We start from the raw sequence: 25,863 nt of genomic DNA, 5'->3' as shown, positions 1-25,863 counted from the left end.
ATGCCAATAATATCAAAATCTGAAAATCTTGAATTCGATATTATCCAGATCGGGATCGCGTCCCCCAACAGGATACTCGAATGGTCCAACGGAGAAGTGTTGAAGCCCGAAACCATCAATTACCGTACTTTCAAGCCCGAAAGGCACGGGTTGTTTTGTGAAGTTATTTTCGGGCCGGTCAAAGATTGGGAATGCCATTGCGGGAAATACAAAAGAGTAAGGTATAGGGGCATAGTCTGCGAAAGGTGCGGCGTTGAAGTTACAACGTCAAGGGTCAGGCGCGAACGCATGGGCCACATAAAGCTTGCGGTGCCGGTAGCCCATATTTGGTTCTTGAGGTCTGTTCCAGGATACATGAGCCTGCTTCTTGATATTTCAGGGCGCGGCCTCGAAGAAGTTATTTATTACGATTCATACATTGTGACAGAAGTAAGCGGCAAATCGAAATTAAAAGTCGGAAAGATACTGCGTGAAGCCGAATATGTCGAAGCCCGCGAAAAATACGGAGAAACCTTTAAGGCCGAAACAGGCGCTAAAGCCATAAGGGAATTGCTTGGTCGCATCGATCTTGATGCTACAGCCGCGAGATTAAGGCGCGATTTTAAAACATCCGACGGGCAAAAACGGCTCAAGATCATTAAAAGGTTGAGGGTGATCGAATCGTTCGTACAATCCGGCAACCGTCCTGAATGGATGATCATGGAAAGCCTTCCGGTGATCCCGCCAGACCTTAGGCCAATGGTCCAGTTGGAAGGAGGACGCTTTGCAACATCAGATCTTAACGACTTATACAGGAGAGTGCTGAACCGGAACAATCGCTTGAAGAAGATGATCAACATGGGAGCTCCTGATATGATAATCAGGAACGAAAAGCGCATGCTCCAGGAATCAGTCGACGTATTGATCGACAACGGCAGGAGAAAAAGAGCTGTTGTCGGATCGACAGGAAGGCCGCTTCGCTCGTTGACGGATATTATTGAAGGGAAGCAGGGCCGTTTCAGGCAAAATCTATTGGGCAAGCGCGCTGATTATTCAGGCCGTTCAGTTATAGTTGTCGGGCCAAATTTAAAGATACACCAGTGCGGCCTGCCCAAAGACATGGCTCTCGAACTTTTTAAGCCGTTCGTCATCCGCAAGCTGGTTGACCGCGGTTTTGCGCAAAACGTGAAGTCTGCAAAGAGAATGATCGAAAAAGGCGAAGTCATGGTTTGGGATATCTTGGAAGAAGTCATCAAGGGACATCCTGTTCTCCTAAACCGCGCCCCTACACTCCATAGATTGGGCATCCAAGCGTTCGAACCAATACTTGTAGAAGGGAAAGCTATACAAATCCATCCGCTTGTTTGTCCAGCGTTCAACGCGGACTTCGATGGCGACCAAATGGCCGTCCATGTGCCGCTTATGACAGAAGCGCAGGTTGAAGCAAGGCTTCTTATGCTTGCGTCAAACAATGTCCTGTCTCCCGCGTCCGGGAGGCCCGTCATCACGCCGACCCAGGATATGGTCCTCGGCACCTATTATATGACAGCGGATAATGAGAACCAAAAGCTTGGAGCCGGAATGATATTCTCTAATGATTGGGAAGCAATGGTTGCGCACGACCTTGACAGGATACACCTTCATTCGGCGGTAAAAGTACGCAGGGACGGCGCGCTTGTCGAAACGACGGTCGGACGCATAAAATTCAATTACACTATAAATAATGTTATTGCGAAAAAAGTTTCTGCGGACGAGAAGTTCCCGTATATAAATACGATCGTCGATAAAAAAGGGTTGGAAAAACTTATCCTGAAGGCATACAAGCAATACGGGGCGGCTGTCGCTTCCGAGATCGCAAATGAGATCAAGAGGCTAGGGTTCAAATACGCGACTATCGCCGGCGTTTCAATATCGATCGACGACCTTAAGGTCCCGCCGGAAAAGAAAGAGATACTTAGCCGAGCCGAAGCGGAAATTGTTGAGCTTGAGCAGTCGGCAAGAGAGGGAACGCTTTCTCCAAACGAAGCGTTTTTAAGGTCGCTTGATATCTGGAGCAATGTCACCGAAGATGTTACCCAGGCTTTGCTAAAAGGCTTTGATAAGCTCAATTCGGTTTATATGATGGCTTTTTCGGGAGCTCGCGGAAATGTCCAGCAGGTCAGGCAGCTTGCAGGCATCCGCGGCCTCATGGCGGATCCTTCAGGGAACATCATCCCGATCCCCATACGGACGAACTTTAAAGAAGGCCTAAGCGTTACCGAATATTTTATTTCTTCATACGGCGCGCGAAAGGGTATTGTAGATACCGCTCTCCGCACGGCCGATTCCGGATATTTAACAAGGCGGCTTGTCGATGTCAGCCAGGATGTTATGATAACCGAAGATGAATGCGGAAGCGAGGACGGGGTTGTTTTGACCTCGATCCGCGAAGGATACGAAGAGATAATCCCATTGTCCCAGAGGCTTGTGAACCGCGCGCCCGTAAAAAATATTGTCGATCCTTTGACCTCAAAAGTTTTGGCGAAAGCTTCCGAAGAAATTGATGAGGAAACAGCTGAAAAGATAAGGGAGGCCGGGATCGAAAGGGTTACCGTCAGATCGCCATTGACATGCAGAACAAAACGCGGGCTGTGCCGCGCTTGCTACGGCAAAGACCTTTCGACCGGGAATATTGTCAACATCGGCGAAGCGGTCGGCGCGATCGCCGCCCAAAGTATAGGCGAACCTGGAACCCAGCTCACCATGAGAACGTTCCACATCGGGGGAGTCGCTTTGCACAAGACTGCGAAGATCTCGATCAAGGTTAAGCACGGCGGCGAAGCCCAATTTGGCGAAGGCTTGGAGTTGAAGGATGTTGAGAGCGAAACCGGCGCCCGCATAAAAATGGTCGTCAGGAGCGGCAACATAATTATTAAGATCAAGGATAAAAAAGAAGAATATTTTGTTCCGACCGGATCGACTTTGCTTGTAAAGAACAAAGAAGCCGTTAAGCCCGGCGACATTATCGCGGAATACGACCCGACATACGAATACATAATCGCCCAGGCGCCGGGGAAGATAAAATTTCTCGGGCTTGAGACGCTTTCCCGCAAAAAACGCATTGGCCATCATGTGGTAACAGAGTCGATCGCAAAAAAAGACGGGGAAATATTCGTTTATAACCCTAAAATCGAGAAAGGATACGAGCTACAATCAGCTTCAAAGGTGCTTGTTAAGGTCGGGGATAAGGTCATGATCGGCGATGAGATAGCGACCGGACTTATTTCAAAAACATCAGGCATCGTTATTGATATCAAGAAGAATGAGATTTTAGTAGTGCCCGGCGAAAGTTATCTTGTTGTCGCGTCATCGAGGATCATGGTTGAGGACAATAAGACGGTCGACCCATACGATGTCTTGGCAAAAGTTGAGGCAATGAGGCGCGACCCTTCCAAAACGCGCGATATCATCCAAGGTTTGCCGAAAGTTGAAGAGCTTTTTGAAGCAAGGCGCCCCAAAGATGCTGCGGTATTGTGCGAGATCGAAGGCACGGTCTCGATGTCCGACAAGGAAGGATCAAGGCTTCTCACGGTTTATGGGAAAGATGAAAAGAGGGAATATGTCATCCCATATGAGGTCCGCTTAAAAGTCACATCCGGCGACAGGGTGCATTTGGGCGAACAGCTGACCGACGGCGCGGTCAACCCGCACGATGTATTAAGGATATTGGGCGCGCAGGCTGTACAGATACATATTGTCAATGAGATCCAAAAGATATACAGGTCGCAAGGTGTTACGATCAACGACAAGCATATCGAGGTAATTATAAAACAGATGACCAAAAAGCTTCGCATCGTAAAGCCTGGAGACACAACCCTTCTGCCCGGCGAGCTTATCGATAAGCTTGCCCTAGACAAGATAAACGAAAAGGTGAAGGGCGATAACGCCGAGGGAGAGGAAGTTTTGCTCGGAATAACAAAAGCTTCCCTTACGACCGAAAGTTTTATTTCTGCCGCCTCCTTCCAGGAAACAGCCCGCGTGCTGACTGATGCGGCCATCCGCGGCAAGAGCGACGAAATGTACGGGCTTAAAGAGAACGTTATCATAGGAAGGCTCATTCCTGCAGGGACGGGCTTCATTGGATACAGAAATTTGGAACTTGTTCCAACAGTAGGGGAGATGTCGTAATGCCAACAATAAACCAATTGCTTCGGAAAGGAAGACAGAGCAAGAAATTCAAAACGAAAGCGCCGGCGCTTCGAGGGAACCCGTTAAAGCGCGGAGTTTGCACCCGTGTTTACACGACGACCCCTAAAAAGCCGAATTCCGCATTAAGAAAAGTTGCAAAAGTAAGGGTAACAGGCGGTACGGAAGTCATAGCTTATATCCCGGGAGTCGGGCACAACCTCCAGGAGCACTCGGTAGTCTTGATCCGCGGAGGCCGTGTAAAAGATCTTCCCGGCGTCAGATATCATATAGTCAGAGGGTCGCTTGATACGACAGGCGTTGAGAACAGAAGGCAAGGCCGTTCAAAATACGGCGCAAAACGCCCGAAAGCGGCGGCTGGTAAAGGAGCGTAAATGCCAAGATACGGAAGGGTCCAAAAAAGAAAAATAGAAGGAGACGCGATTTACAATAGCGTTCCTATACAAAGATTTATCAATAAGCTCATGTATGACGGGCAAAAGAGCAAGGCTGAAAAAATAATCTATAGCGCATTAAAGATCGCCGAAGAGAAGACAAAAAAAGGCGCTTTGGAAATATTCGACGGGGTTATTGTAAAACTTGCTCCTTTGATGGAGGTAAAGTCAAGGCGCGTCGGAGGCGCAACATACCAAGTCCCGATCGAGGTTACGCGCGAACGCGGACAAGCTCTTGCGATGCAATGGTTAAGGGATGCGGCCCGCGAAAGGGCGGGGAAAAGCATGATAGAGAAGCTTTCGCAGGAAATGCTCGATGCTTTTTCGGGAACAGGCGTTGCTATGAAAAAGCGCGAAGACATGCACAAGACCGCTGAAGCAAACAAGGCATTCGCCCATTTTAGGTGGTAAAAATTAATGGCTGATCATATATCAAAATATAGGAATATCGGTTTTGCGGCTCATATAGATGCCGGGAAAACAACAACGACCGAAAGGGTGCTTTTCTATTCAGGCAAGATACACAAGATCGGCAATGTTGACGAAGGCAATACGACAACCGATTGGATGGAACAGGAAAAAGAGCGGGGAATAACGATCACATCGGCCGCGATATCTACGACTTGGAAGGATTTCAGGATCAATGTCATCGATACTCCCGGGCACGTTGATTTTACCGTTGAAGTTGAGCGGTCAATGCGCGTGCTTGACGGCGTTGTCCTTATTTTCTGCGCGGTAGGCGGCGTCCAGCCGCAATCGGAAACCGTTTGGAGGCAGGCGAACAAGTATAAAGTGCCGAGGATCGTATTTGTCAACAAAATGGACAGGGTTGGCGCGGATTATTTCAAGGTCGTAAGCCAGGTCAAAGAAAGACTGCAGGCAAAAGCCGTCCCGATCCAGATGCCGATAGGCGCTGAAGATAATTTCCAGGGAGTTGTCGATCTTGTTTCCATGAAAGCTATTGTATATAACGACGAAATCGGGGCAAAATACACCGTAACGGATATCCCTGCCGATCTTGTCGATAAAGCGAAAAAATATCACGACCAATTGCTTGAAACAATCGCCGAAACAGACGATGTTCTCCTTGAAAAATATTTAGCCGGCGAAACATTAACGTTGGATGAAATAAAGAAAGGCATCCGCTTGGCTACGATCACATTGAAGATGATCCCGGTAGCCTGCGGCACGGCATTTAAGAATCGCGGCGTCCAGCCTTTGCTCGATGCGATCGTTGATTATCTTCCATCGCCTGTCGACATTCCCGCCGTAAAGGGCATTAATCCAAAGACTGGCGATGAAGAATCAAGAGCAGCATCGGATGATGAAGCATTTTCGGCTCTTGCGTTCAAGATCATGGCCGATCCGTTTGTCGGGCGCTTGACATTCTTCAGGGTATATTCTGGAGTCCTAAAAACAGGTTCGTATATTTTAAATTCTTCAAAGGACAAGAGGGAGAGGATCGGCCGGCTTCTCCAAATGCACGCGAACAAGAGGGAAGAATTGCAGGAGGTTCGTGCAGGCGATATAGCGGCTGTTGTCGGATTAAAGGATACCGGCACTGGCGATACTTTGTGCTTGGAAGAAAAGCCGATCATTCTTGAATCGATAACGTTCCCAGAGCCTGTTATATTTGTAGCGATCGAGCCTAAGACCAAAGCTGACCAGGAAAAGCTTGGAATATCGTTGTCCCGCCTTGCCGAAGAAGACCCAACTTTTAGGATCAAAGGCGACCCGGAGACCGGACAAACAATTATTTCCGGCATGGGAGAACTACATCTTGAAATTATTGTCGACAGGCTTCTGCGTGAATTCAAAGTTGAAGCAAATGTCGGCAAACCGCAAGTCGCATACAAAGAAACAATTAAAGGCACATGCGAAGTCGAAGGCAAATTCATCAGGCAGACCGGCGGCCGAGGCCAATATGGCCATGTCTGGCTCAAAATTGAACCGATGCCTGCGGGCAAGGGCTTTGAATTCGTGAACGAAATAGTCGGGGGAACCGTTCCCCGCGAATATATAGCGCCGGTTGAAGCCGGCATTAAAGAAGCCATGGCAACGGGCGTTATCGCTGGATATCCGGTTATCGACCTTAAAGCAACGCTTACTGACGGATCATACCATGATGTAGACTCGTCCGAGATCGCGTTTAAAATAGCCGCATCTATGGCATTAAAAGACGGCGTAAGAAGAAGCAAACCAATTATTTTAGAGCCGTTGATGAAGGTTGAAGTTGTTGTTCCAGAACTTTACATGGGGGATGTAATAGGCGACTTGTCCAGCAGGCGCGGGCGCATTGAGGGCATGGAAATGAACGCCGGAATGCAGGTCATCAAATCAAAGGTACCGCTCGCCCAGATGTTCGGCTACTCGACGGATTTGAGGAGCAGAACCCAGGGAAGAGGGAATTATTCGATGGAGTTTTCACATTATGAAGAGGTTCCAAAGAGCGTTGCAGAAGGCATCATAGCTCAGGCCTCGGGGAAGGCATAAAAAAATGGCAAGACAAAGGATCAGGATCCGTTTGAAGAGTTACGACCACAGGCTGCTCGACCAGTCGGCGCAAAAAATAGTCGATACGGCAAAAAGGGTCGGCGCGCTTGTTTCAGGCCCGATACCATTGCCTACGAACAAAGAAGTGTACTGCGTGCTAAGGTCCCCGCATGTCGATAAAAAATCACGCGAGCATTTTGAGATAAGGACGCATAAGAGGCTAGTTGATATTCTCGACCCGCCGAAAGACACAGTTGACGCGCTGATGCAGCTTGACCTGCCTGCGGGGGTAGATGTGGAGATAAAATTAAAATAACATGAGCGCAATTCTCGGTAAAAAAATAGGAATGACGCAAATTTTCGACGAAAAAGGGAATGTACGGCCTGTAACCGTGGTTGAAGCAGGCCCATGTATTGTTACGGCGCTCCGAACAAAAGAAAAGCATGGCTACAATGCGATACAAGTCGGCTTTGGCCCGGCGAAAAAGGTGAATAAGCCGATGCAGGGGATGCTTAAGGAGCTGAAGCTTAAGAACTTAAGGGAATTCCGGGTCGAAAAGCCCGAGGATTATAAGATAGGGCAGGAAATTAAAGTTGATATTTTCAAAGACGGCGATTCTGTAAAAGTATCCGGCGTAACTATAGGGAAAGGATTCCAAGGAACGATAAAAAGATGGCACCACCACAGGGGGCCTATGGGGCATGGCAGCAAATCGCATAGGATCCCGGGATCGATCGGTTCAGGGACGACCCCCGGCCGAGTTTATAAGGGCCGCAGGATGTCGGGCCATATGGGAGCGGTCAGAGCCACCCTTAAAAATGTAAAGGTAGTCAGGGTCGATCTTAACAATAACCTTATTTTAGTTTCAGGGTCGGTACCCGGATCAAAAGGGAACTTAGTGGAGATAGTGAAATCATGAACAACTCGACTAAGCTCGCTGCAGGCTTACCAGCAGAATTGTTCGAAATAAAAAAGAACGAAGAAGTGGTGCATCAGACGCTTAAATGGTTCTTGGCATCAAAGCGCGCGGGTACGCATTCCGCGTTGACGCGTGCCGAAGTCTCGGGCGGCGGCAAAAAACCGTGGAAGCAAAAAGGCACAGGTCGCGCCAGAGCCGGGACGATCAGGTCTCCATTGTGGAGGCACGGGGGCGTAATTTTTGGTCCAAAGCCCAGGGATTACAGCTTTGCGCTTCCAAAGAAAGTCCGCCAATTGGCTCTTAAAATTGTTTTGTCCGACAAGGCACGCGAAGGCCAAGTAAGGCTGGTTGATGATATATCTGTTGATAAGCCAAAAACGAAGTCAATGCTCGAGCTTATAGGCAAATTGGGGCTTAGCGGTTCAAAGGTGCTTTTTGTCGCAAGCAAAATTTCGGACAACTTGGACATGGCGTCGAGAAATCTGGAAAAAATAAAAATTGTCCGCGACCAGGACTTGAATATTTTTGATCTTTTGAATGCTGACACGGTAGTGATCGATAATAATGCTGTTTTACGATTAAAGGAGTTGTTGGTTTAATGGACCCTTACCAGATAATACTTGAGCCGATAGTGACCGAAAAAGCTTTTACGGCGCGAGGCGAGAGAAAATATGTTTTCAAAGTCCATAATTCCGCGACAAAAATTGATATAAGGCATGCAGTCAACAAGATATTTAAAGTTAAGGCGCAGGCCGTGAACACTGTAAGGGTTCGGAGCAAAACAAGGTCAGTCGGATATAAGATCGGGCAGACGCCATCCTATAAGAAAGCCTATGTCACGGTTGCCGACGGCCAAAAAATAGAGGAGCTCGAAGTCTAATGGCATTAAAAGAAATGAAACCCAGGTCCCCGGGAGCAAGGTTCCAGATAAATGATTCGTTCGACGATATAACAAAATATTCGCCCGAAAAGTCATTATGCGTCAGGCTGAAAAAAAGCACCGGGCGCGGATTTGGCGGAAGGATCTCCATGCGCCACAGGGGAGGCGGAGCGAAGCTTATTTATCGCATGATAGATTTCAAGCGAAATAAAGACAATATGGAAGCCAAGGTTTTGGGGATCGAATATGATCCCAACAGGAATGTTAGGATCGCGCTCATAAAATATTCAGACGGCGAGATGAGATATATTTTAGCGCCGTTAGGGATAGAGGTCAATTACGCTGTTGAGTCCGGGCCAAATGCAGAGATCAAGCTCGGGAATTCTCTTCCTTTAGCGAGCATCCCTGTCGGTTCCGTGGTCCATAATGTCGAACTGATGCCGGGGCGCGGCGGACAGCTTGCGCGTTCGGCCGGCGCTTCTATTTCAATGCTTGGGAAAGAAGGCGATTATGCTATTTTAAAAATGCCTTCAGGCGAACAAAGAATGGTGCATGTGAACTGCCGCGCAACGCTTGGCCAGTTAGGGAATCTTGATGATAAAAACAGGTCATTGGGAAAAGCCGGGGCCAAACGGCACAAGGGAAGGCGTCCTGAAGTGCGCGGAGTTGTCATGAACCCATGCGACCATCCGCACGGCGGCGGCGAGGGAAAATCTGGTATCGGAAGATCGCGTCCGGTAAGCAAATGGGGCCAGCCGGCGCTTGGCTATAAGACAAGGCGCGGGCGAAGGCCTTCGGACCGCTTTATCCTGGGAAGGAGAAAGAAATGAGCAGATCGCTTAAAAAGGGGCCGTTCGTGGACGATCATCTCCTAAAAAAAGTCGAAAAAATGCAATCGGCCAGGGACAAAAAAATAATCAAGACATGGTCGAGGCGTTCAACTGTTGTTCCGCAGATGATAGGCTTGACGATAGCCGTACATAACGGCGTAAAGCACATCCCGGTTTATATCAATGAAAACATGGTCGGGCACAAACTTGGGGAGTTTGCCCACACAAGAACGTTTCGCGGGCACTCTGCGCCAACTGACAAGACGGCGACATTAACATAAATATATGAAAGTAAAAGCAAAAGTTAAATATGTCCGGGGTTCAGCTCTAAAGTTCCGTAGGATCATAAAGCTCCTGAGAGGCAAGCCGGTGGCGTATGTATTGGCAGAGCTCAAATTTATGCCGCATAAATCGGCGCGGACAATTTATAAAGTCGTTAAATCGGCGGCGGCAAATGCCGTAAATAATTACAAGTTGAACGAAAAAGACCTGATAGTCAGTGAAATATTCGCGGATTCCGCGGGAATGATAAAGAGGATGCGGCCAAGGGCTCGCGGACGCGGATTCCCGATCAAAAAGAGAATCAGCCATGTTACGGTTTATGTAGCAACTAAGGAGGCCAAATAGTGGGGCAGAAGATTCATCCGAGAGGATTGAGATTAGGTATTATCGAGAACGGAGACGCTTTGTGGTTCGCGGGAAAGTTCGAATATTCAAAGCTTTTAAAAGAAGACATTAAGATAAGAAAATTCTTAAAGGACCATCTTTTTAAAGCAGGGATCGCCCGCATAATAATTTCAAGGCGCGCGAACCAAATAGAGGTTGATATCTTTTCGGCAAGGCCGGGGCTCATAATCGGTCGCGGCGGCCGTGACGTCACTGTTGTCCGCGATGCGCTTGCTAAGCTTACCGGAAAACAAGTTCAGCTAAATATCCGCGAAGAGCAGAACGCTGAAGCCAACGCCCAGCTCGTGTCAGAAAATATAGCGGCCCAGCTGGAAAAACGCGTAGCGCACAGGCGCGCGATCAAGCAATCGGTCAGCCGCGTGCTTCGCGCAAGGGCTAAAGGAATAAAAGTAAGGGTTGCCGGGCGATTGGGCGGATCTGAAATCGCAAGAAAAGAATCCTATCGGGTAGGGCGCGTCCCGCTCCACACGTTAAGGGCGATCATTGATTACGGCACGACCGAAGCCATGACGATCTACGGCAAGATCGGCGTTAAAGTATGGATATATAAGGGAGACATGTTGAGGAAAAAAGAAAATAAGGCGGAGGGGCAAATAAGTGGCGCTGCAACCAGCTAGGACAAAATTCAGGAAAGCCCAGCGCGGCCGCATTCGCGGTCATGCCGCTACCGGGAATAAATTGGTATATGGCGAGTTTGGCCTGCAATCTGTCGAATTAGGATACTTAAAAACAAACCAGATAGAGGCTGCGAGGAAAGCGCTTACGCACTTTGTAAAGCGCGGCGGGAAAGTCTGGGTCAGAGTGCTGACCGACAAGCCTTTTTCTGCGAGACCTGCTGAAACCCGAATGGGCGGAGGCAAGGGTGCGCCGACGGGCTATATCGGCGGGGTCCGCCCGGGGCATATCATATTTGAGATCGCGGGGGTAAGCGAAGAGGATGCAAGGCAGGGCTTCAAACTTGCGGCGTTTAAGCTCCCGCTAAAAGTCAGGATGGTAAAAGCGCAATGAAAACAAAAGAATTGAGAGAATTATCTAACGATGAGTTGTCAAAAAAAATATTGGATATGAAGATCGAATTAAAGAACTTGCGGTTCTCAAAGGCTCGCGGCGAGAACAAGAACCCATTAAAAAGGCGCAATGTAAAAAGAGAGATCGCAAAAATGCTTACGATAAAAAAAGAAAAAGGATGGAATTAGAATGGAAAAAGGCACTCGCAGGGTAAAAGAAGGGGTTGTCCTTTCGCGCAAAATGGATAAGACATCTGTCGTCCAGGTTGAACGGGTTTTTGCGCATCCAAAATACAAAAAAACTATCAAGGTAATGAAAAAGTTCCTGGTCCATGATGAGAACAATGAAGCGAATGTCGGGGACCTGGTGCAAATAATCGAAACTCGCCCGATCTCAAAGAGAAAGTTCCACAGAATACTTAAAATAGTCGGCAAGGTCAAATTAAGGCTGAAAGACCTGCCAAAAAAGAGCTCAAGCGGAAAGAAAGAGGAGATAAAAAGTGATACAGCCTCAAACTAAGTTGCAGGTTGCAGATAATAGCGGAGCGCGTGTCATCATGTGCATAAGGGTCATAGGCGGCAGCAATAAGCGTTATGCCTCGATCGGCGATGTAATTATCGGCGTCGTGAAAGAAGCGAACCCGAACATGCAGGTCAAGGACGGCGAAGTCGTGACCGCTGTTGTGGTTCGCATGGTGAAACCGATCAGGCGGTCGGATGGTTCATATGTCAAGTTCGACGATAATGCGGCTGTTGTGATCCAAAAGGACGGGAATCCCCGAGGGACCCGCGTTTTTGGCCCGGTTGCCCGCGAACTGCGCGACAAGAATTTTATGAAAATAATTTCTCTTGCCCCGGAGGTCGTCTAAATGAAAAAGCTTAACCTGAAAAAAGGCGACAATGTCTTGGTGCTGTCAGGCAAGGATGCCAACAAAAAAGGCAAAATTCTAAGGATTCTTAGCAAATCAAACAGGGTCATAGTTGAAGGCGCAAATATAATAAAAAAACACCAGCGCGCGACGCAAAGCTTCCAGGGCGGCATAATTGAAAGGCCCAATGCCATGCCGATCTCCAAGGTAAAACTTATATGCCCGCGCTGCAGCAAGCCGAGCAGGATTTCGCGCAGCGAAGGCGTTCGTGTCTGCAAAAAATGCGGAGAGGCAATAGATAAAGCATGAATAACTTAAAAGAAAAATACGAAAAAGAGGCCGTCAAACACCTTGTTTCGGAGTTTAGTTACAAGAACAAGATGGAAGTCCCGAAATTAGTGAAAGTCGTCATATCCGAAGGGATAAAAGAAGTGACGACGAACCCGAAGGCGGTCGATATCGCCGCGGCTGAAATTTCAGATATTACGGGCCTCCATGCGGTGATAAAGAAGGCAAAAAAAAGCATAGCTAATTTTAAGCTGAAGTCCAAGGACCCGATCGGCTGCATGGTCACGCTGCGGGGAGAGAAGATGTTCTTGTTCCTAAATAAGCTGATCAATATTGGCCTTCCCAAAGTCCGGGATTTCAAGGGCTTGAACCCAAAATCTTTCGACGGCCGCGGCAATTATTCTTTCGGCTTGAAAGAACAGATGATCTTCCCGGAGATCGACTACGACAAAGTCGATAAGACTCGCGGCATGAATATCGTGATTGTAACAACGGCAAAAACGGACAAGGAAGCGAAGGCGCTGCTTTCGCAGCTTGGCATTCCTTTTAGGGAGAAATAATATGGCAAAAAAAGCTTGGCTTGAACGCGCAAGGAAAGGACCGAAGTTTGCAGTAAGGATCCGCAACAGATGCGGCGTCTGCGGAAGGGCGCGCGCATACATTCGCAAGTTCGGCATATGCAGGATATGCTTCAGGTCGCTTGCGCATAAAGGCGAACTTCCGGGCGTTACAAAATCCAGTTGGTAACAAGGAGATAATACAATGTTTGATCCGGTTTCTGATATTTTTACGAAATTAAAAAACTCTCTCACGAGGAGAAAAGATACCGTTGATATGCAGTATTCAAAGCTTAAGGCGGAGATCTCGCGCGTGCTTGTTTCCGAGGGGTTCCTCGCAAAACAAGAAACCCTGACCAAGGGCGCAAAAAAGATACTAAGGATAACCTTGAAGTACGGCGTTGACAAGTTCGGCAAGCCCAGCAAGCCGGTCATTACAGAGCTTGTTCAGGTAAGCAAGCCGGGCCGGCGCGTTTACAGCGGAGCAAGAGAGCTCTCAAGGGTCCAATCTGGGTTCGGCATTTCAATTATTTCAACCCCCCTTGGACTGCTTGAAGGCGAGCAGGCCCGGAAGAAAAAAGTAGGCGGCGAAGTAATTGGTTATATTTATTAGCAGGAGGGACTATGTCTAGAATAGGAAAATCGCCAATTAATGTTCCAGACGGCGTTAAAGTTGAAGCATCCGATTCGATAGTCGTCGTATCGGGCGCAAAGGGCAAACTTGAAATCATTTTGCCGCAAACTATTGAAATAAAAAAAGAAGAGAAACATCTTGTATTGACGCGGAAGAACGAGAATGGCTCGACCAAAGCTTTACACGGCCTGTTCCGCATGCTCATTGCGAACATGGTCACAGGTGTGTCTATCGGCTTTGAAAAAACCCTTGAGTTGTCAGGCGTCGGATACAGGGCGGCGTTGCAGGGGAAAAATCTTTCACTTTCTGTAGGATATTCGCATCCGGTTGAGATCCCGCCTCCAAACGGGATAACTTTTGTTGTTGAAGGGCAAAATAAGGTCAAAGTAATTGGGATCGACAAACAGTTGGTAGGCCAAGTTGCAGCAGATGTCCGTGCCGTGAGGGAAGTCGAACCGTATAAAGGCAAAGGGATAAAATACATCGGTGAACAAGTCCGGCGCAAAGCGGGCAAAGCCGCAAAAGCCGGCCCGGGGGCTGCATAAGATGAGAAAAAAGAAAATATTCGGAACGGCGGATAGGCCAAGGTTTTCGGTGTATAAAAGCCTGAAGCATATCCATGCGCAAATAGTCGATGATGAGGCCGGCAAAACTTTGGTCGGCCTTTCGACCCAAGCCTATAAAGAGGGCAAAAAGATCGAAAAATCGGTTAGGCTTGGCGTTGACCTGGCTAAGAAAGCTATTGCGGCCGGTATCTCAAAAGTTGTTTTTGATAGGGGCAGGTTTAAATATCACGGAAGAATAAAAGCGGCAGCCGACGCGGCGCGAGAGGGAGGTCTTAAGTTTTAATGCCAGAAGAAAAAGAATTCGAAGAGCGTGTAGTCCAGGTTAGGCGCGTGACTAAAGTCGTAAAAGGCGGCAAGCGAATGGGCTTTCGGGTATTGTCGGTTGTCGGCGATCGAGGCGGGCTTGTAGGCATGGGCATCGGAAAGGCTTCGGAAGTCTCTGCCGCGATCAGAAAAGGCGTCGATCTTGCTAAAAAATCACTGGTAAAAGTCCCGATGATCTCGGGAACCATTCCCCATGAAGTCGTAGGAAAGCTCGGGTCAAGCACGGTATTGCTTAGGCCTGCCCCGTCGGGAAAAGGCGTTATTGCCGGAGGGTCGGTTCGCATAATACTTGAACTTGCAGGCGTAAAAGATGTTGTAGCGAAATCTATTGGATCGTCAAACGCGATAAACACGGCAAAAGCGACGCTTGACGCGCTAAGCCTGCTTAAAACACAAGAGCAGCAGGAATTGTTGAGGGGCAAATCGATCAATGTGAGGTATGTCCAGAATGTATAAATTAAGCTCATTAAAGCCAAGATACAGGAAAAAATCAAAACGCGTCGGGCGAGGGACATCCTCCGGGCATGGAAAGACTGGAGGCCGCGGGAATAAAGGGCAAAAGAGCCGCGCCGGCGGGACCAAAGGAAAGCATTTTGAAGGCGGGCAAACGCCTCTTTACAGAAGGCTTCCGAAGAAAAGAGGGTTTAAGAATTATCCGTTCAGGGTGGAATACAAGGTGTTGAACGTGTCTGATCTTGAAAAGTTCGACAATGAGGCCGGGATCGAACAGTTCAAGTCCGAAGGCTTGATAAAGGATAGGGAGAGGATAAAGATCCTTGGCAGCGGGAAATTGACCAAAGCTCTTAAAATTACGGCCCATGCATTCTCTAAGTCTGCAAAAGAGATAATTGAAAAATCCGGGGGACAAGCTATTACATGCTAGATGTTTTTCGCTCAATTTTTAATATAGCGGACCTTAGGAAAAAATTTATTTTCACCGCTTTGATGGTATTAGCCTTTAGGATCGGCGCGCACATACCGGTTTACGGCGTTGATTCCGTAAAGCTTGCCCAACTGTTCGGGGAGGGCAATCTTTTGGGTTTTCTTGACCTTTTCACCGGCGGCGCGCTGATGAGATTTTCGATCTTTGCGATGGGGATCGTCCCTTATATCAATGCATCTATCATCATGCAGCTGCTGACTGTGGTCATGCCGCAGCTTGAAGCGCTTGCAAAAGAAGGGGAATCCGGACGCAAGATAATATCACAGTATACGAGATATTTAACTGTTGTGCTGGCCTTATTCCAATCTTTTGGAATGGCTTTTTGGCTAAGGGGAATATTGCAGGACGGGGTATCTTTCCCCTCATTCCTTTTGGGGACTGTTGTTTCGCTCACCGCGGGATCCGTGCTTGTGATGTGGTTCGGCGAGCTAATAACCGAGCGGGGCATAGGCAACGGGGCTTCGATGATAATTTTTATCGGCATTGTTTCGCGCATCCCGTCCTACATAGGCCAGACTGCGATATTGGTCAGCGGCGGCGCGAGCATTATCGGGGTCATAATCCTTGTAGCTTCTTTCATTGCAATGATCATGGCCATTGTTTTTATCCAGGAAGGCCAAAGGAAAATACCCGTCCAATACGCTAAAAAAGTCGTTGGGCGAAAAATGTACGGCGGCGGCAATACATATATCCCGATGAGGATAAACCAAGGAGGCGTTATCCCGATAATCTTTGCTTCTTCGGTGCTGCTGTTTCCGGCGACGCTCGCGCAGTTCATTCCGGTGCCGTTCATGCAGTCGGTCTCGCATTTTTTATCGCCGAGCGGCGGGGTTTACATGTTCCTGTATTTTATTTTGATATTTTTCTTTACGTATTTTTATACCGCGATAACCTTCAACCCGAAGGAGCTTGCGGAAAATATTAAAAAGTATGGAGGATTTATTTTGGGGATAAGGCCCGGAAAACCTACAGCCGATTATCTTGAACATACGATATCAAGATTGACGCTTATGGGCGCATTGTTCCTGGGAGCAGTCGCAGTTATCCCAAATATTGTTGAAAGCCTGACCCGCATCACAAGTTTCCAAGGCTTGGGCTCTACGGCCCTTCTCATAGTTGTCGGCGTCGCGATGGACCTTGTGCGGCAGATCGAGACGCATCTTTTGACCAGGCAGTACGAGGGGCTTATCGGATGATATATGTTTTCCTTGGAGCTCCCGGAAGCGGGAAAGGGACGCAGGCGAAACAATTATCAGCAAGGCTTAATATCCCGCACATAGCTCTCGGCGATATTTTGCGCGAATCGATCAGGCTTGGAACAGAGGTTGGCCGCCTTGCGAAATCTTTTGTTGAGGCGGGCAAGCTTGTACCGGACGAAGTAACAATTAGGCTTACGCGCGAAAGAGTTGCCGGTAAGGATTGCTCCAGCGGATTTATCCTTGACGGTTTTCCGAGGTCGCTTGAGCAATTCGAGGCGCTGGACGCGATATTAACGGGGAAGGAATACAAAGTAATTTATTTTACAGTCCCGCTTGAAGCGGTAATAGACCGCAATTCCGGAAGGTTAAGCTGCGGCGTCTGCGGTTCAGTTTACCATGTGAAATATAACCCGCCAAAATCGGAAGGGATATGCGATAAATGCGGAGACAAGCTTTACCAGAGGAAAGACGATAATGCGGAGGTCATAAGGACGCGGTACAATATTTACGAGGAAACCACGAGGCCGCTTGTTGAGCTCTACGAAAAAAGGAATGCTCTTGTAAAAGTTGACGCGCAGGGAGCGATTGGCGATGTTTTTGTGCGCTTGCTTCGAGCGCTGGGCTTATGATAATAATCAAGACTCCCGATGAGATAAAACTTATCAGGGAAGCTTGCAGGATCACGGCCCAGGTATTGCTTAATGTTGAAAAAGAAATAATGATCGGAACGACAACTTTCGAGCTTGACCGGTTGGCGGAGGGCTTGATCGCGCAATACGGCGCGGCGCCCGCGTTCAAGGGATATAGGGGATACAGGTTTACATCATGTATTTCTGTGAATTCGGAAGTTGTCCATGGGTTTCCGTCTAAGCGCGAGTTAAAAGAAGGGGACATTGTCGGGTTCGATGTTGGGGTCGTATATCAGGGATATTACGGCGATTCGACAAGGACGTTTCCCGTAGGGCGTGTTTCAAAACAAGCCCAAAAACTTCTAAAGTGCGCGAAGGAATCCCTCGATTTGGCGATCAAAAGATCGAGGACAGGCAATCATGTTGGGGATATTTCGGCCGCTGTCGAGTCGCATACGGCCGCGTATGGGTTTTCGGTAGTTCGCGACCTGTTCGGGCACGGGGTCGGAAAAAGCCTGCATGAAGACCCTCTGATCCCAAATTACGGGATAGCGGGAACAGGCGTTGAACTGAAACCCGGCATGGTGCTTGCGATCGAGCCCATGATAAATGCTGGGGCAAGTAAGATCGCGACCCTTGACGACGGATGGACAGTTGTAACGGCAGACGGGAGCTTATCGGCCCATTTTGAAGATACGATATTGGTAACTGAAAACGAACCGGAGATATTAACAAGGATATGAGCAATAAAGACGTGATCGAATTGGAAGGCGAAGTGACGGAAGCACTGCCAAATGCGGTGTTTCGCGTCAAGGTTGAAACAGGGCAGATAATACTTGCCCATGTTTCCGGTAAAATTCGAAAAAATTTTATTCGAATTTTGCAGGGCGATAAAGTAAAAGTCGAGTTATCGCCGTACGATTTGACGCGCGGCAGAATAACATACAGATCGAGGTAAATATATGAAAGTAAGGGCATCGGTAAAAAAAATGTGCGACAAATGCAAAGTGATCCGCAGGCATGGGCGCGTAAGGGTCATTTGCGAAAATCCAAAGCATAAACAGAGACAAGGTTAAACTGGAGGTAATAAGAATAAAATGGTAAGACTTGTAGGGGTTGATCTTCCGTCGGAAAAAAGGCTCGAGGTCGCATTGACTTATCTTTATGGCATAGGAGACGTTTTAAGCCGGAAAATAATCAAAGAAAGCGGCTTAAGCCCGGATATGAAGGCCAAGGAACTAAAAGACGACCAGGTTTTGAGATTGCGCGAAATATTGAAAGATTACCTCGTCGAAGGCGATCTTAGGAAAGAGGTTACGCAATCGATCAAAAGATTGATCGACATCGGCGCATACCGCGGAGCGCGTCATCGCAAGAACCTGCCTGTCCGCGGCCAGCGGACAAGGACAAATGCAAGGACAAAACGCGGAGCCCGGAAAACTATCGGGGCAAGCAAAAAAACAGAGGAGGCAAAAGTATAATTTATGGCAGAACCTGTTAAGAAAAGGATAAAGTTGAGAAAAGGCGCAAGCCGAGGGCTCGCCCACATCAAAGCAACATTCAATAATACGATTGTTGTAATAACCGAACAAAGCGGCGCATCGATCGTATCGTCGTCATCGGGTGCCGTCGGGTTCAAGGGGACTAAAAAGGGGACTCCATTTGCGGCGCAGCTTGCCGCTGAAGCCGCCGGGCGCAAGGCTTATGAAGCGGGCGTCCGCGAAGTTGATGTTCTCGTCAAAGGGCCGGGGTCAGGGCGCGAAACTGCGATCCGAGCGCTGCAGGGATCGGGTCTCTCTATCCTTTCCATAAAAGATGTCACTCCTATCCCGCATAACGGCTGCAGACCGAAGAAAAGGAGGAGAGTATAATGGGAAGGACTCCTTCATCCTGCAGGCAATGCAGGCGCGAACGCGAAAAACTCTTTCTTAAAGGCGAGAGATGTTTCACCGCAAAATGCGCTGTTGAAAGAAGAAAATATCCTCCAGGCCAGCACGGCGCCGCGACCCAGCGCTTAACCGAATATGCAAAACGAATGCGCGAAAAACAAAAAGCGCGGGCAATTTATGCTTTAACCGAAAGGCAATTCAGATCTTATTTTGAAAAAGCCGCCGCCAAAACAGGCGTTACGGGCGAATTGCTCCTCCAGTTTTTGGAAAGAAGGCTTGATAATGTAATTTTCAGGCTTGGGCTTGCCGGATCGCGGCCAGCCGCACGGCAGATCGTAAGGCATGGCGCGGTTCAAGTCAACGGAAAAAAAGTAAACGTCCCATCGTTCCAGGTAAAAATAAATGATGCGATAAGCGTAAAGCCGAAGCTTATTGAGAAGATCCAGGAAAAGCTGAAGGAGTATACGCCTCCAGCATGGCTTTCGCTGGATCAAAATTTTATGGGAACCGTTGTCCATATGCCTCGGCGCGAGGATACCGAGCGCTTAGTCCAAGAATCGCTCATAGTTGAATACTATTCAAAGTAAAAAGGAGGAAAGCCTGTGATTATGCTTGGTGAAAAACCTTGGGTCAGATGCGAAGAAGAATCGGCTACTTACGGCAGGTTTGTAGTTGAACCGTTGGATAAGGGCTATGGTGCTACGTTGGGAAATAGTTTGCGGAGGGTGCTGCTTTCATCTCTTCCAGGGGCGGCAATAACTTCGATCAGGATCGAAGGTGTCAGCCATGAATTTTCGACAATGGACGGCCTTGCGGAAGATGTATTGCAGTTGATATTAAACCTTAAAGAAGTCAGGTTCAAAATGCATTCGGATGTCCCAAAGGTCGTAACCTTAAAAACAAAGAAAAAGGGAGAAGTCACGGCGGGAGAGATCGAACACGATGCGGAAATTGAAATAATCAATCCCGAAAAAGTCATAGCGACATTGGACAGCAACGGGAAGCTCGATATAGAAATGGTTGTTGAAAAAGGCAAAGGGTATATCCCGTCGGAGAGGAACAAAAAAGCGACCCTGCCTGTGGGATCGATCCCTATCGATTCAATATTCACGCCGGTCTTAAAGGTCAACTTATTGACCGAAGAAGTCCGCGTCGGCCAGGAAATAAACCATGACAGGCTGGTTCTGCATATTTGGACAGATGGGTCGATCAAGCCCGATGAAGCATTAAGGGAGAGCGCAAAAATTTTGAGCAAGCATGTCGATCTTTTCGTGCATTTAGGCGAAAGGATGGATCTTGTGACAGGTGTGATCGAAAAGAAAGACGAAGTCGAAACATCGGTCCTTGAGATGACCCTGGAGGACCTTGAGCTTTCAGCTCGGTCTCTTAACTGCCTTAAGAAAGCCAATGTAAAAACTGTAGGCGAGCTTATCGCTTTTTCGGCTGACGACCTCATGAAGTTCAAAAATTTCGGAGGCAAATCATTGACCGAAGTCAGGGAAAAGCTAGCCGAATATAAATTGGCGTTAAAGGGTGAGGTACATGAGGCATAAGTTAAAATTAAAAAAACTCGGGAGGCCGTCTGACCAGCGCATTGCCATCATTAATTCCGGGGCGACAGCGCTTATTAAGTTTGGCAGGGTAAAGATGACCTTAACGCGGGCAAAGGTTATTAGGCGGGTTTCCGAACGGCTGATTACGCTCGCCAAAAAAGGCGATATCGCGGCAAGAAGGCAGGCATATAAAGTATTGAAGGACAGGGATATCGTAAAACAATTGTTCGAAATGGCGCCGCGGTTTGCCGATAGGGGCGGCGGATACACGAGGCTTACAAAGCTTCCGCCTCGCAAGGGCGATGCCGCGTCCCTGGCGCTGATCGAATTTGTTGCATAAGGCAAGGAGATAACATGAAGCGTAAAACATTCTCGTTAAAAGAAGAAAAAGTAAAAAGGGAACAGTATATAGTAGATGCCAATGGCAAGATATTAGGCAGGCTTGCCGCAAGAGTTGCCGAAGTATTGCGCGGAAAGCATAAGCGTGACTTTACTCCGCATATCGATTCGGGCGACAATGTTGTTGTTGTAAATGCAAAAGATATCGCAGCGACAGGCGGCAAGGGAAAATCAAAGATATATTTTACTCATTCGGGGTATCCCGGCGGCCATAAGCTTTTGACGATGGAAGAGGTAAAGAGAAGGGATCCAAGAAGGATCATCCTTTTTGCGGTCAAGGGCATGCTTCCAAAGGGACCTTTGGGCAGGCGAATGATCAAAAAATTGACGGTCCATGCAGGCTCGGCCGAAGTTTCGGGCAAGCCGCTTAAAGTATAGGGAGGAAATATGTCCGAGAAAAAATCTGTTGTAAAGAAAAAATCACCGGCGGCCAAAAAGAGAGCGCCGAGGGCAAAGAAGGCCGAAGAATCGGTATCATTTGTCGAGCACAAAGCCGCAGAAGCGCCAAAAGCCGAACATAAGCCGCACGCGCCAAAAACCGCAAAACCGAAACTTTTGCCGCAGGCCCCTGTTTTTGAGGGGACAGGAAGAAGAAAAACGTCTGTTGCGCATGTTTATCTTTATAAAGGAAGCGGAAAGATATCCGTAAACTCTAAAACGCCGGAGCAATATTTTTGCAACAGGCAAGTTCTGCTCAATATGCTCGCGAAACCCATTAAAGAAATAAATGTAGAAAATTCTTTTGATATTCAAGCAAGCGTTTTTGGTGGGGGTATCCCGTCGCAGGCGGATGCGATCCGGATGGGAATTGCCAGGGCTTTAGTTGCCGCAGACCCTAAAAACAGGGTACAATTGCGGTCGTCGGACCTGTTAAGGCGCGATCCGAGGGTCAAGGAAAGGAAGAAATACGGCCTAAAGAGGGCAAGGCGCGCATTCCAGTATACCAAGAGATAAGGAGGCTTTATGCCAAAAGATTATCGACATTATGAGGCTTTCCGAGATAATAAAACAATCGAAGAAGGCGGGCTCTTAAGGCTCTCAGGCGCTTTCTTAAAAGACCATGAAGATGAGATACTTAATTTGGTCAAGCATGAAGGCCGGCTTGCAGAACAAGAGAATCCTAGCCATAAGCTTATGAACATTGATAAAGCGAACGGCAAAATTGTGGTTACAACCTCTGTGCATAATCTTGCGACCCATATCGGCAAAGCATTGTCGCACGCCTACAAGGGTAAGCATACTTTCAAATTCCTAAAAGGCGAGAAATACGTGGAAGTTGACTGGAGCCGCGAAGTATGACTAGACGTCCGATCAAATATAATCTCATGATCCCAGGCCCAACCCCAATACCTACAAGAGTTTTATCCGCGATGAACCACGATATGATAGGCCACCGCAGCCCGCTTTTCTCCAATGTCATGAAAGAAGTGATGGAGAGCTTGCGATGGGCTTATGAAACAAAAAATGATATCTTCATCTATCCTTCATCTGGGACCGGCGGAATGGAAGTTTCGGTTGTAAATACTCTGTCTCCCGGCGATAAAGCAATAATTTTAAATATTGGCGCGTTCGGCGCAAGATATGTAAAAATTTGCAAAGCTTACGGCATTGATGTAAACGATGTAAAGTTTGAAAGAGGAAAACCGGCAGATCCAAAAGTTCTTGAATCCGAACTTAAAAAAGTCCCTGTTAAAGCCGTGTTCATGCAGATGAACGAAACTTCAACAGGTGTTCTAAACGATGCTGAGTCGCTGGCTAAAACCGTAAGGCGGATACAGCCCGATACTTTGATCATTGTTGATGCGGTTTCGGGAATGATGGCGGCTCCGCTTAAAACCGACGAGTGGGATCTCGATGTTGTTTGTTCAGGTTCGCAAAAAGCGTTCATGGTGCCTCCCGGTGTCGCCGCGATCTCATTTTCAAAACGCGCTTGGAGGGCATTTGAGACTTCAAAGTGCCCAAAACACTATTGGGACTTAGCTCTTATGAAAGAAGAGGCTCCCAAAGGGCATACATATACCACACCGGCCGAATCTTTGATATTTGGCATGCGCGAGGGGCTTAAGATGCTCCAAGAAGAGGGCCGAGAAAATGTATTTGCAAGGCATAGGTTCAACAGGGATCTTTTAAGGACCGCGGCAAAAGCGCTTGGGTTAAGGCTTTTAGCCGATGATCCACATGCATCACCAGCAGTTACCGCAATATTCCCGCCGGATGGGGTGGACGCCGAAGAAGTAAGAAAACTTATGCGCGACAATTTTAATGTTGAAGTGGCTCCGGGGCAAGCCGACCTTAAAGGCAAAATATTCAGGATCGGCCATTTAGGATATGTCGATTCGTTGGATATTATTGGCGCATGGGTCGCAGTTGAAGTTCTCTTTAAGAATTTGGGCGCAAAGATCAATTTTGGCGCAGGCGTCCGCGCGGCTATGGAGCTATTGTAGCAAAATCCCCTGTTAATCCCCTTGACAACCCCAAAAAAGCCGATTATAATCGTTTCAGAAACATGACCAAAAGGTCACAAAAATGAAACTAATAGAACTGCAGCAAATATTAGCAAAAAAAAAGATAAAAATTTTTTCCAAGCGTGATTTTAGGGTGCTTTTGGACATTTCCGAGTCGGCAGCGCATAGGCTTTTGTGGAGATATACAAAAAAAGGAGTAATAATCCGGCTGAAAGGCGGACTCTATGCCCTGGCCTCCAGTATGCCGGATCAATACTTGATCGCTAATTATATTTATAGGCCGTCCTATATTTCTTTTGATACAGCGTTATCTTTCTACAACATAATTCCAGAAACTATCTATGGGGTTACTTCGGTTACGGTTAAAGCAAGCCGCAGGTTTGAAACGGCTGGCATTGTTTATCATTATTCTCATGTTAAACAAGATTTTTTTACGGGCTATAAACCGATAAAGCATGATTATGCCACTGTTTTAATGGCTGAACCAGAAAAAGCATTGGCCGATTATTTGTATTTTGTCGATCTAAAAAAAAGACAACTGCATTATGAGAGATTAAATCTTAAAAAAATCAAGAAAGATATGCTTATCAAGTATGCCAAGCTCTTTAAACGGCCTAGAATGTTGGAGCTAATAAAAGGAATTTATGCTGACGCCGGAAGACCTGCAAGAATTTATTAATAAATACCAAACGAATAAAAAAAATATCGTGCGGGAATACATCCAGCACTTATTCCTTTCGGCATTATATCGGGCGAATGGGGCGGAAAAGCTTCTTTTCAAAGGCGGGACTGCCTTGCGGATTGTCTTCCAAAGCCCTCGTTTTTCCGAGGATTTAGATTTTACCGGGCTGAATATTTTTAATTATAGAGAAATAGACGATTTGTTCATCTCGGCGCTTGCCGAAGTTGAGAAGTACGGCATTAACATAACTTATAAGGAAGCAAAACCAACAACAGGCGGATATCTCGGCCTGATCCATTACAGCGCATTTGATGTCATGGAGGACATGAAATTTGAAGTGTCTCTGCGCAAGAGGAGGGAGATCAAAGGAGAACTAACCAATATCGCTTTGGATTATGCTCCTCCATATACGATAGTGCATGTGCCGCCGAAAGAATTGATAGATGGGAAAATGGCGGCGCTTTTGGACCGGCACAAACCGAGGGATTATTACGACCTATATTTTATATTAAGGCACCATCAATTAAACCAGGCAATAGGCAAATCCCATCTTAGAAAAGTTGTTGAATTGCTTGAAAAAGAGAAGATCAATTTTAAGAGCGAATTATCAGTCCTTTTGCCTGCCAGCCATCAATTAATATTGAAGAATTTTAAAAACATTTTAAGAAAAGAGATTGGTAAATATTTATAAGAATTTTGTTTTAACCCTCCAATACGATGGCTCAAATTTTAGGGGCTTTGCGCCTCAGCCTGGACAGCGAACCGTTTATTCCGAAATAGAACAGGCATTAGAAAAGCTTTTCAAGAAAAAGATCCAATTTTACGCCACTTCCCGCACCGATTCGGGTGTCCATGCCTTAAACCAGATCATAAGCTTCGAAATATCGCATAAAATCCCCGCATCGAAAATTAAAGCCGCATTAAATACTTTTCTGCCCGACGATATTAGGATAATTAAATCTGAAGAAGCCCCAAATAACTTTAATGCTCGATTTTCGCCCAAAAGTAAAGTTTACGAATATTTAATATTCAATGAGAAAGATATTCCCGTACATTTAAGGAACATTTCGTGGCATGTGAAGCCTAAGATCGATCTTTCCAAAATGAAGAAAGCAGCTAAACAGCTTGTCGGGAAGCACGATTTCAAATCTTTCTGCGCGGCGGGTGGGGATGACAAAGATTTTGTTCGAAAAATATTTGAACTATCAATAAAGAAAAAAAGCATTACAGTTTGGGATGGTCATAAGATAAGAGTTATTAGCTGCAAGATCAAAGGCAGCGGGTTTTTGTATAAAATGGTCAGGAATATTGTCGGGACTTTGGTTGATATCGGGCTTAACTCTCCAATTTTAGATGAAATGCCAAAAATTTTAAAGAATAAAGACAGAAAAAAGGCGGGAAGATGCGCGCCGCCTCAAGGGCTCTGCCTTATTAAAGTTAATTTTTAGTGG

The 25,863-nt window shown here is 47.2% G+C and carries 41 protein-coding genes; all 41 read left to right on the top strand.

Annotated features, from left to right (window positions below; genetic code table 11):
* The 41 genes from rpoC to truA all read left to right on the top strand — a co-directional run bounded on the left by rpoC (position 1) and on the right by truA (position 25,860).
* Positions 1–4,146 (top strand): DNA-directed RNA polymerase subunit beta', encoded by a 4,146-nt coding sequence (gene rpoC, locus HZC34_08520; protein ID MBI5701866.1) that lies wholly within the window; start codon positions 1–3, stop codon positions 4,144–4,146.
* Positions 4,146–4,538 (top strand): 30S ribosomal protein S12, encoded by a 393-nt coding sequence (locus HZC34_08515; protein MBI5701865.1) that lies wholly within the window; start codon positions 4,146–4,148, stop codon positions 4,536–4,538. Before rpoC ends, HZC34_08515 begins: the two co-directional genes overlap by 1 nt.
* Positions 4,539–5,009, top strand: a complete 471-nt coding sequence (rpsG, locus tag HZC34_08510) for a 30S ribosomal protein S7 (protein ID MBI5701864.1) — start codon at positions 4,539–4,541, stop codon at positions 5,007–5,009.
* A 6-nt stretch (positions 5,010–5,015) separates the two neighbouring features.
* A complete protein-coding gene (gene fusA / locus HZC34_08505) occupies positions 5,016–7,091 on the top strand; it encodes an elongation factor G (GenBank protein ID MBI5701863.1) in 2,076 nt (691 codons plus the stop codon).
* 4 nt (positions 7,092–7,095) lie between these two features.
* Positions 7,096–7,407 carry a 30S ribosomal protein S10 gene (rpsJ, locus tag HZC34_08500; GenBank protein MBI5701862.1) on the top strand — a complete coding sequence of 104 codons (312 nt, stop codon included), beginning with the start codon at positions 7,096–7,098 and terminating at the stop codon, positions 7,405–7,407.
* A 1-nt stretch (position 7,408) separates the two neighbouring features.
* Positions 7,409–8,011, top strand: coding sequence for a 50S ribosomal protein L3 (rplC, locus tag HZC34_08495; protein ID MBI5701861.1), 603 nt, complete (start codon positions 7,409–7,411; stop codon positions 8,009–8,011).
* Entirely contained in the window at positions 8,008–8,610 is a 603-nt protein-coding gene (gene rplD / locus HZC34_08490) for a 50S ribosomal protein L4 (protein ID MBI5701860.1), read from the top strand. The genes rplC and rplD overlap by 4 nt, the downstream gene beginning before the upstream one ends.
* Positions 8,610–8,891, top strand: coding sequence for a 50S ribosomal protein L23 (gene rplW, locus HZC34_08485; protein MBI5701859.1), 282 nt, complete (start codon positions 8,610–8,612; stop codon positions 8,889–8,891). The genes rplD and rplW overlap by 1 nt, the downstream gene beginning before the upstream one ends.
* Entirely contained in the window at positions 8,891–9,721 is an 831-nt protein-coding gene (gene rplB, locus HZC34_08480; GenBank protein ID MBI5701858.1) for a 50S ribosomal protein L2, read from the top strand. Before rplW ends, rplB begins: the two co-directional genes overlap by 1 nt.
* On the top strand, positions 9,718–10,002 hold the full coding sequence (rpsS, locus tag HZC34_08475) for a 30S ribosomal protein S19 (protein MBI5701857.1): 285 nt from the start codon (positions 9,718–9,720) through the stop codon (positions 10,000–10,002). Before rplB ends, rpsS begins: the two co-directional genes overlap by 4 nt.
* Positions 10,003–10,006: 4 nt before the next feature.
* Positions 10,007–10,348, top strand: a complete 342-nt coding sequence (gene rplV, locus HZC34_08470; GenBank protein MBI5701856.1) for a 50S ribosomal protein L22 — start codon at positions 10,007–10,009, stop codon at positions 10,346–10,348.
* Positions 10,348–11,025 carry a 30S ribosomal protein S3 gene (gene rpsC / locus HZC34_08465; GenBank protein ID MBI5701855.1) on the top strand — a complete coding sequence of 226 codons (678 nt, stop codon included), beginning with the start codon at positions 10,348–10,350 and terminating at the stop codon, positions 11,023–11,025. The genes rplV and rpsC overlap by 1 nt, the downstream gene beginning before the upstream one ends.
* Complete coding sequence (rplP, locus tag HZC34_08460; GenBank protein MBI5701854.1) at positions 11,012–11,416, top strand: 50S ribosomal protein L16; 405 nt, start codon at positions 11,012–11,014, stop codon at positions 11,414–11,416. Before rpsC ends, rplP begins: the two co-directional genes overlap by 14 nt.
* Positions 11,413–11,604 carry a 50S ribosomal protein L29 gene (locus tag HZC34_08455; protein MBI5701853.1) on the top strand — a complete coding sequence of 64 codons (192 nt, stop codon included), beginning with the start codon at positions 11,413–11,415 and terminating at the stop codon, positions 11,602–11,604. Before rplP ends, HZC34_08455 begins: the two co-directional genes overlap by 4 nt.
* A 1-nt stretch (position 11,605) precedes the next feature.
* Entirely contained in the window at positions 11,606–11,935 is a 330-nt protein-coding gene (gene rpsQ, locus HZC34_08450; GenBank protein MBI5701852.1) for a 30S ribosomal protein S17, read from the top strand.
* Entirely contained in the window at positions 11,916–12,284 is a 369-nt protein-coding gene (rplN, locus tag HZC34_08445; GenBank protein MBI5701851.1) for a 50S ribosomal protein L14, read from the top strand. The genes rpsQ and rplN overlap by 20 nt, the downstream gene beginning before the upstream one ends.
* Positions 12,285–12,593: a 50S ribosomal protein L24 gene (locus HZC34_08440; protein MBI5701850.1), complete on the top strand. Its 309-nt coding sequence runs from the start codon at positions 12,285–12,287 to the stop codon at positions 12,591–12,593.
* Positions 12,590–13,132 (top strand): 50S ribosomal protein L5, encoded by a 543-nt coding sequence (rplE, locus tag HZC34_08435; GenBank protein MBI5701849.1) that lies wholly within the window; start codon positions 12,590–12,592, stop codon positions 13,130–13,132. Before HZC34_08440 ends, rplE begins: the two co-directional genes overlap by 4 nt.
* A 1-nt stretch (position 13,133) precedes the next feature.
* Positions 13,134–13,319 (top strand): type Z 30S ribosomal protein S14, encoded by a 186-nt coding sequence (locus HZC34_08430; protein ID MBI5701848.1) that lies wholly within the window; start codon positions 13,134–13,136, stop codon positions 13,317–13,319.
* A 15-nt stretch (positions 13,320–13,334) separates the two neighbouring features.
* Positions 13,335–13,742: a 30S ribosomal protein S8 gene (rpsH, locus tag HZC34_08425; protein MBI5701847.1), complete on the top strand. Its 408-nt coding sequence runs from the start codon at positions 13,335–13,337 to the stop codon at positions 13,740–13,742.
* Positions 13,743–13,753: 11 nt separating this feature from the next.
* Positions 13,754–14,308 (top strand): 50S ribosomal protein L6, encoded by a 555-nt coding sequence (rplF, locus tag HZC34_08420; protein MBI5701846.1) that lies wholly within the window; start codon positions 13,754–13,756, stop codon positions 14,306–14,308.
* A gap of 1 nt (position 14,309) precedes the next feature.
* Entirely contained in the window at positions 14,310–14,612 is a 303-nt protein-coding gene (locus tag HZC34_08415) for a 50S ribosomal protein L18 (protein MBI5701845.1), read from the top strand.
* Positions 14,612–15,109 (top strand): 30S ribosomal protein S5, encoded by a 498-nt coding sequence (gene rpsE, locus HZC34_08410; protein MBI5701844.1) that lies wholly within the window; start codon positions 14,612–14,614, stop codon positions 15,107–15,109. Before HZC34_08415 ends, rpsE begins: the two co-directional genes overlap by 1 nt.
* Positions 15,102–15,536, top strand: a complete 435-nt coding sequence (gene rplO / locus HZC34_08405; protein MBI5701843.1) for a 50S ribosomal protein L15 — start codon at positions 15,102–15,104, stop codon at positions 15,534–15,536. The genes rpsE and rplO overlap by 8 nt, the downstream gene beginning before the upstream one ends.
* Positions 15,530–16,792: a preprotein translocase subunit SecY gene (gene secY, locus HZC34_08400; protein MBI5701842.1), complete on the top strand. Its 1,263-nt coding sequence runs from the start codon at positions 15,530–15,532 to the stop codon at positions 16,790–16,792. Before rplO ends, secY begins: the two co-directional genes overlap by 7 nt.
* Positions 16,789–17,424, top strand: a complete 636-nt coding sequence (locus HZC34_08395; GenBank protein MBI5701841.1) for an adenylate kinase — start codon at positions 16,789–16,791, stop codon at positions 17,422–17,424. The genes secY and HZC34_08395 overlap by 4 nt, the downstream gene beginning before the upstream one ends.
* Complete coding sequence (gene map / locus HZC34_08390) at positions 17,421–18,167, top strand: type I methionyl aminopeptidase (protein MBI5701840.1); 747 nt, start codon at positions 17,421–17,423, stop codon at positions 18,165–18,167. Before HZC34_08395 ends, map begins: the two co-directional genes overlap by 4 nt.
* Complete coding sequence (infA, locus tag HZC34_08385; protein MBI5701839.1) at positions 18,164–18,382, top strand: translation initiation factor IF-1; 219 nt, start codon at positions 18,164–18,166, stop codon at positions 18,380–18,382. The genes map and infA overlap by 4 nt, the downstream gene beginning before the upstream one ends.
* A 4-nt stretch (positions 18,383–18,386) precedes the next feature.
* A complete protein-coding gene (rpmJ, locus tag HZC34_08380) occupies positions 18,387–18,500 on the top strand; it encodes a 50S ribosomal protein L36 (GenBank protein MBI5701838.1) in 114 nt (37 codons plus the stop codon).
* A 21-nt stretch (positions 18,501–18,521) separates the two neighbouring features.
* Complete coding sequence (rpsM, locus tag HZC34_08375) at positions 18,522–18,905, top strand: 30S ribosomal protein S13 (GenBank protein ID MBI5701837.1); 384 nt, start codon at positions 18,522–18,524, stop codon at positions 18,903–18,905.
* Between the two features lie 3 nt (positions 18,906–18,908).
* On the top strand, positions 18,909–19,295 hold the full coding sequence (gene rpsK / locus HZC34_08370) for a 30S ribosomal protein S11 (GenBank protein MBI5701836.1): 387 nt from the start codon (positions 18,909–18,911) through the stop codon (positions 19,293–19,295).
* Complete coding sequence (gene rpsD, locus HZC34_08365; GenBank protein MBI5701835.1) at positions 19,295–19,900, top strand: 30S ribosomal protein S4; 606 nt, start codon at positions 19,295–19,297, stop codon at positions 19,898–19,900. Before rpsK ends, rpsD begins: the two co-directional genes overlap by 1 nt.
* 21 nt (positions 19,901–19,921) lie before the next feature.
* Complete coding sequence (locus tag HZC34_08360; GenBank protein ID MBI5701834.1) at positions 19,922–20,866, top strand: DNA-directed RNA polymerase subunit alpha; 945 nt, start codon at positions 19,922–19,924, stop codon at positions 20,864–20,866.
* Complete coding sequence (rplQ, locus tag HZC34_08355) at positions 20,856–21,206, top strand: 50S ribosomal protein L17 (protein ID MBI5701833.1); 351 nt, start codon at positions 20,856–20,858, stop codon at positions 21,204–21,206. Before HZC34_08360 ends, rplQ begins: the two co-directional genes overlap by 11 nt.
* 14 nt (positions 21,207–21,220) lie before the next feature.
* On the top strand, positions 21,221–21,643 hold the full coding sequence (gene rplM, locus HZC34_08350) for a 50S ribosomal protein L13 (protein ID MBI5701832.1): 423 nt from the start codon (positions 21,221–21,223) through the stop codon (positions 21,641–21,643).
* Positions 21,644–21,652: 9 nt separating this feature from the next.
* Entirely contained in the window at positions 21,653–22,219 is a 567-nt protein-coding gene (gene rpsI / locus HZC34_08345) for a 30S ribosomal protein S9 (protein MBI5701831.1), read from the top strand.
* A gap of 9 nt (positions 22,220–22,228) precedes the next feature.
* Positions 22,229–22,564 carry a hypothetical protein gene (locus HZC34_08340; protein ID MBI5701830.1) on the top strand — a complete coding sequence of 112 codons (336 nt, stop codon included), beginning with the start codon at positions 22,229–22,231 and terminating at the stop codon, positions 22,562–22,564.
* Complete coding sequence (locus HZC34_08335) at positions 22,561–23,709, top strand: alanine--glyoxylate aminotransferase family protein (protein ID MBI5701829.1); 1,149 nt, start codon at positions 22,561–22,563, stop codon at positions 23,707–23,709. Before HZC34_08340 ends, HZC34_08335 begins: the two co-directional genes overlap by 4 nt.
* A gap of 82 nt (positions 23,710–23,791) precedes the next feature.
* On the top strand, positions 23,792–24,409 hold the full coding sequence (locus tag HZC34_08330; protein MBI5701828.1) for a hypothetical protein: 618 nt from the start codon (positions 23,792–23,794) through the stop codon (positions 24,407–24,409).
* Positions 24,375–25,103, top strand: a complete 729-nt coding sequence (locus HZC34_08325; GenBank protein ID MBI5701827.1) for a nucleotidyl transferase AbiEii/AbiGii toxin family protein — start codon at positions 24,375–24,377, stop codon at positions 25,101–25,103. Before HZC34_08330 ends, HZC34_08325 begins: the two co-directional genes overlap by 35 nt.
* On the top strand, positions 25,087–25,860 hold the full coding sequence (gene truA, locus HZC34_08320) for a tRNA pseudouridine(38-40) synthase TruA (protein ID MBI5701826.1): 774 nt from the start codon (positions 25,087–25,089) through the stop codon (positions 25,858–25,860). Before HZC34_08325 ends, truA begins: the two co-directional genes overlap by 17 nt.
* The last annotated feature ends 3 nt before the right edge of the window (positions 25,861–25,863 follow it).

The organism is Candidatus Saganbacteria bacterium (genome assembly GCA_016223245.1).
In the GTDB taxonomy this organism is placed as follows: Bacteria; Margulisbacteria; WOR-1; order XYC2-FULL-46-14; family XYC2-FULL-37-10; genus JACRPL01.
Note: the sequence above shows the minus strand (reverse complement) of the source record. Positions and strands in the feature narration are given on the sequence as shown.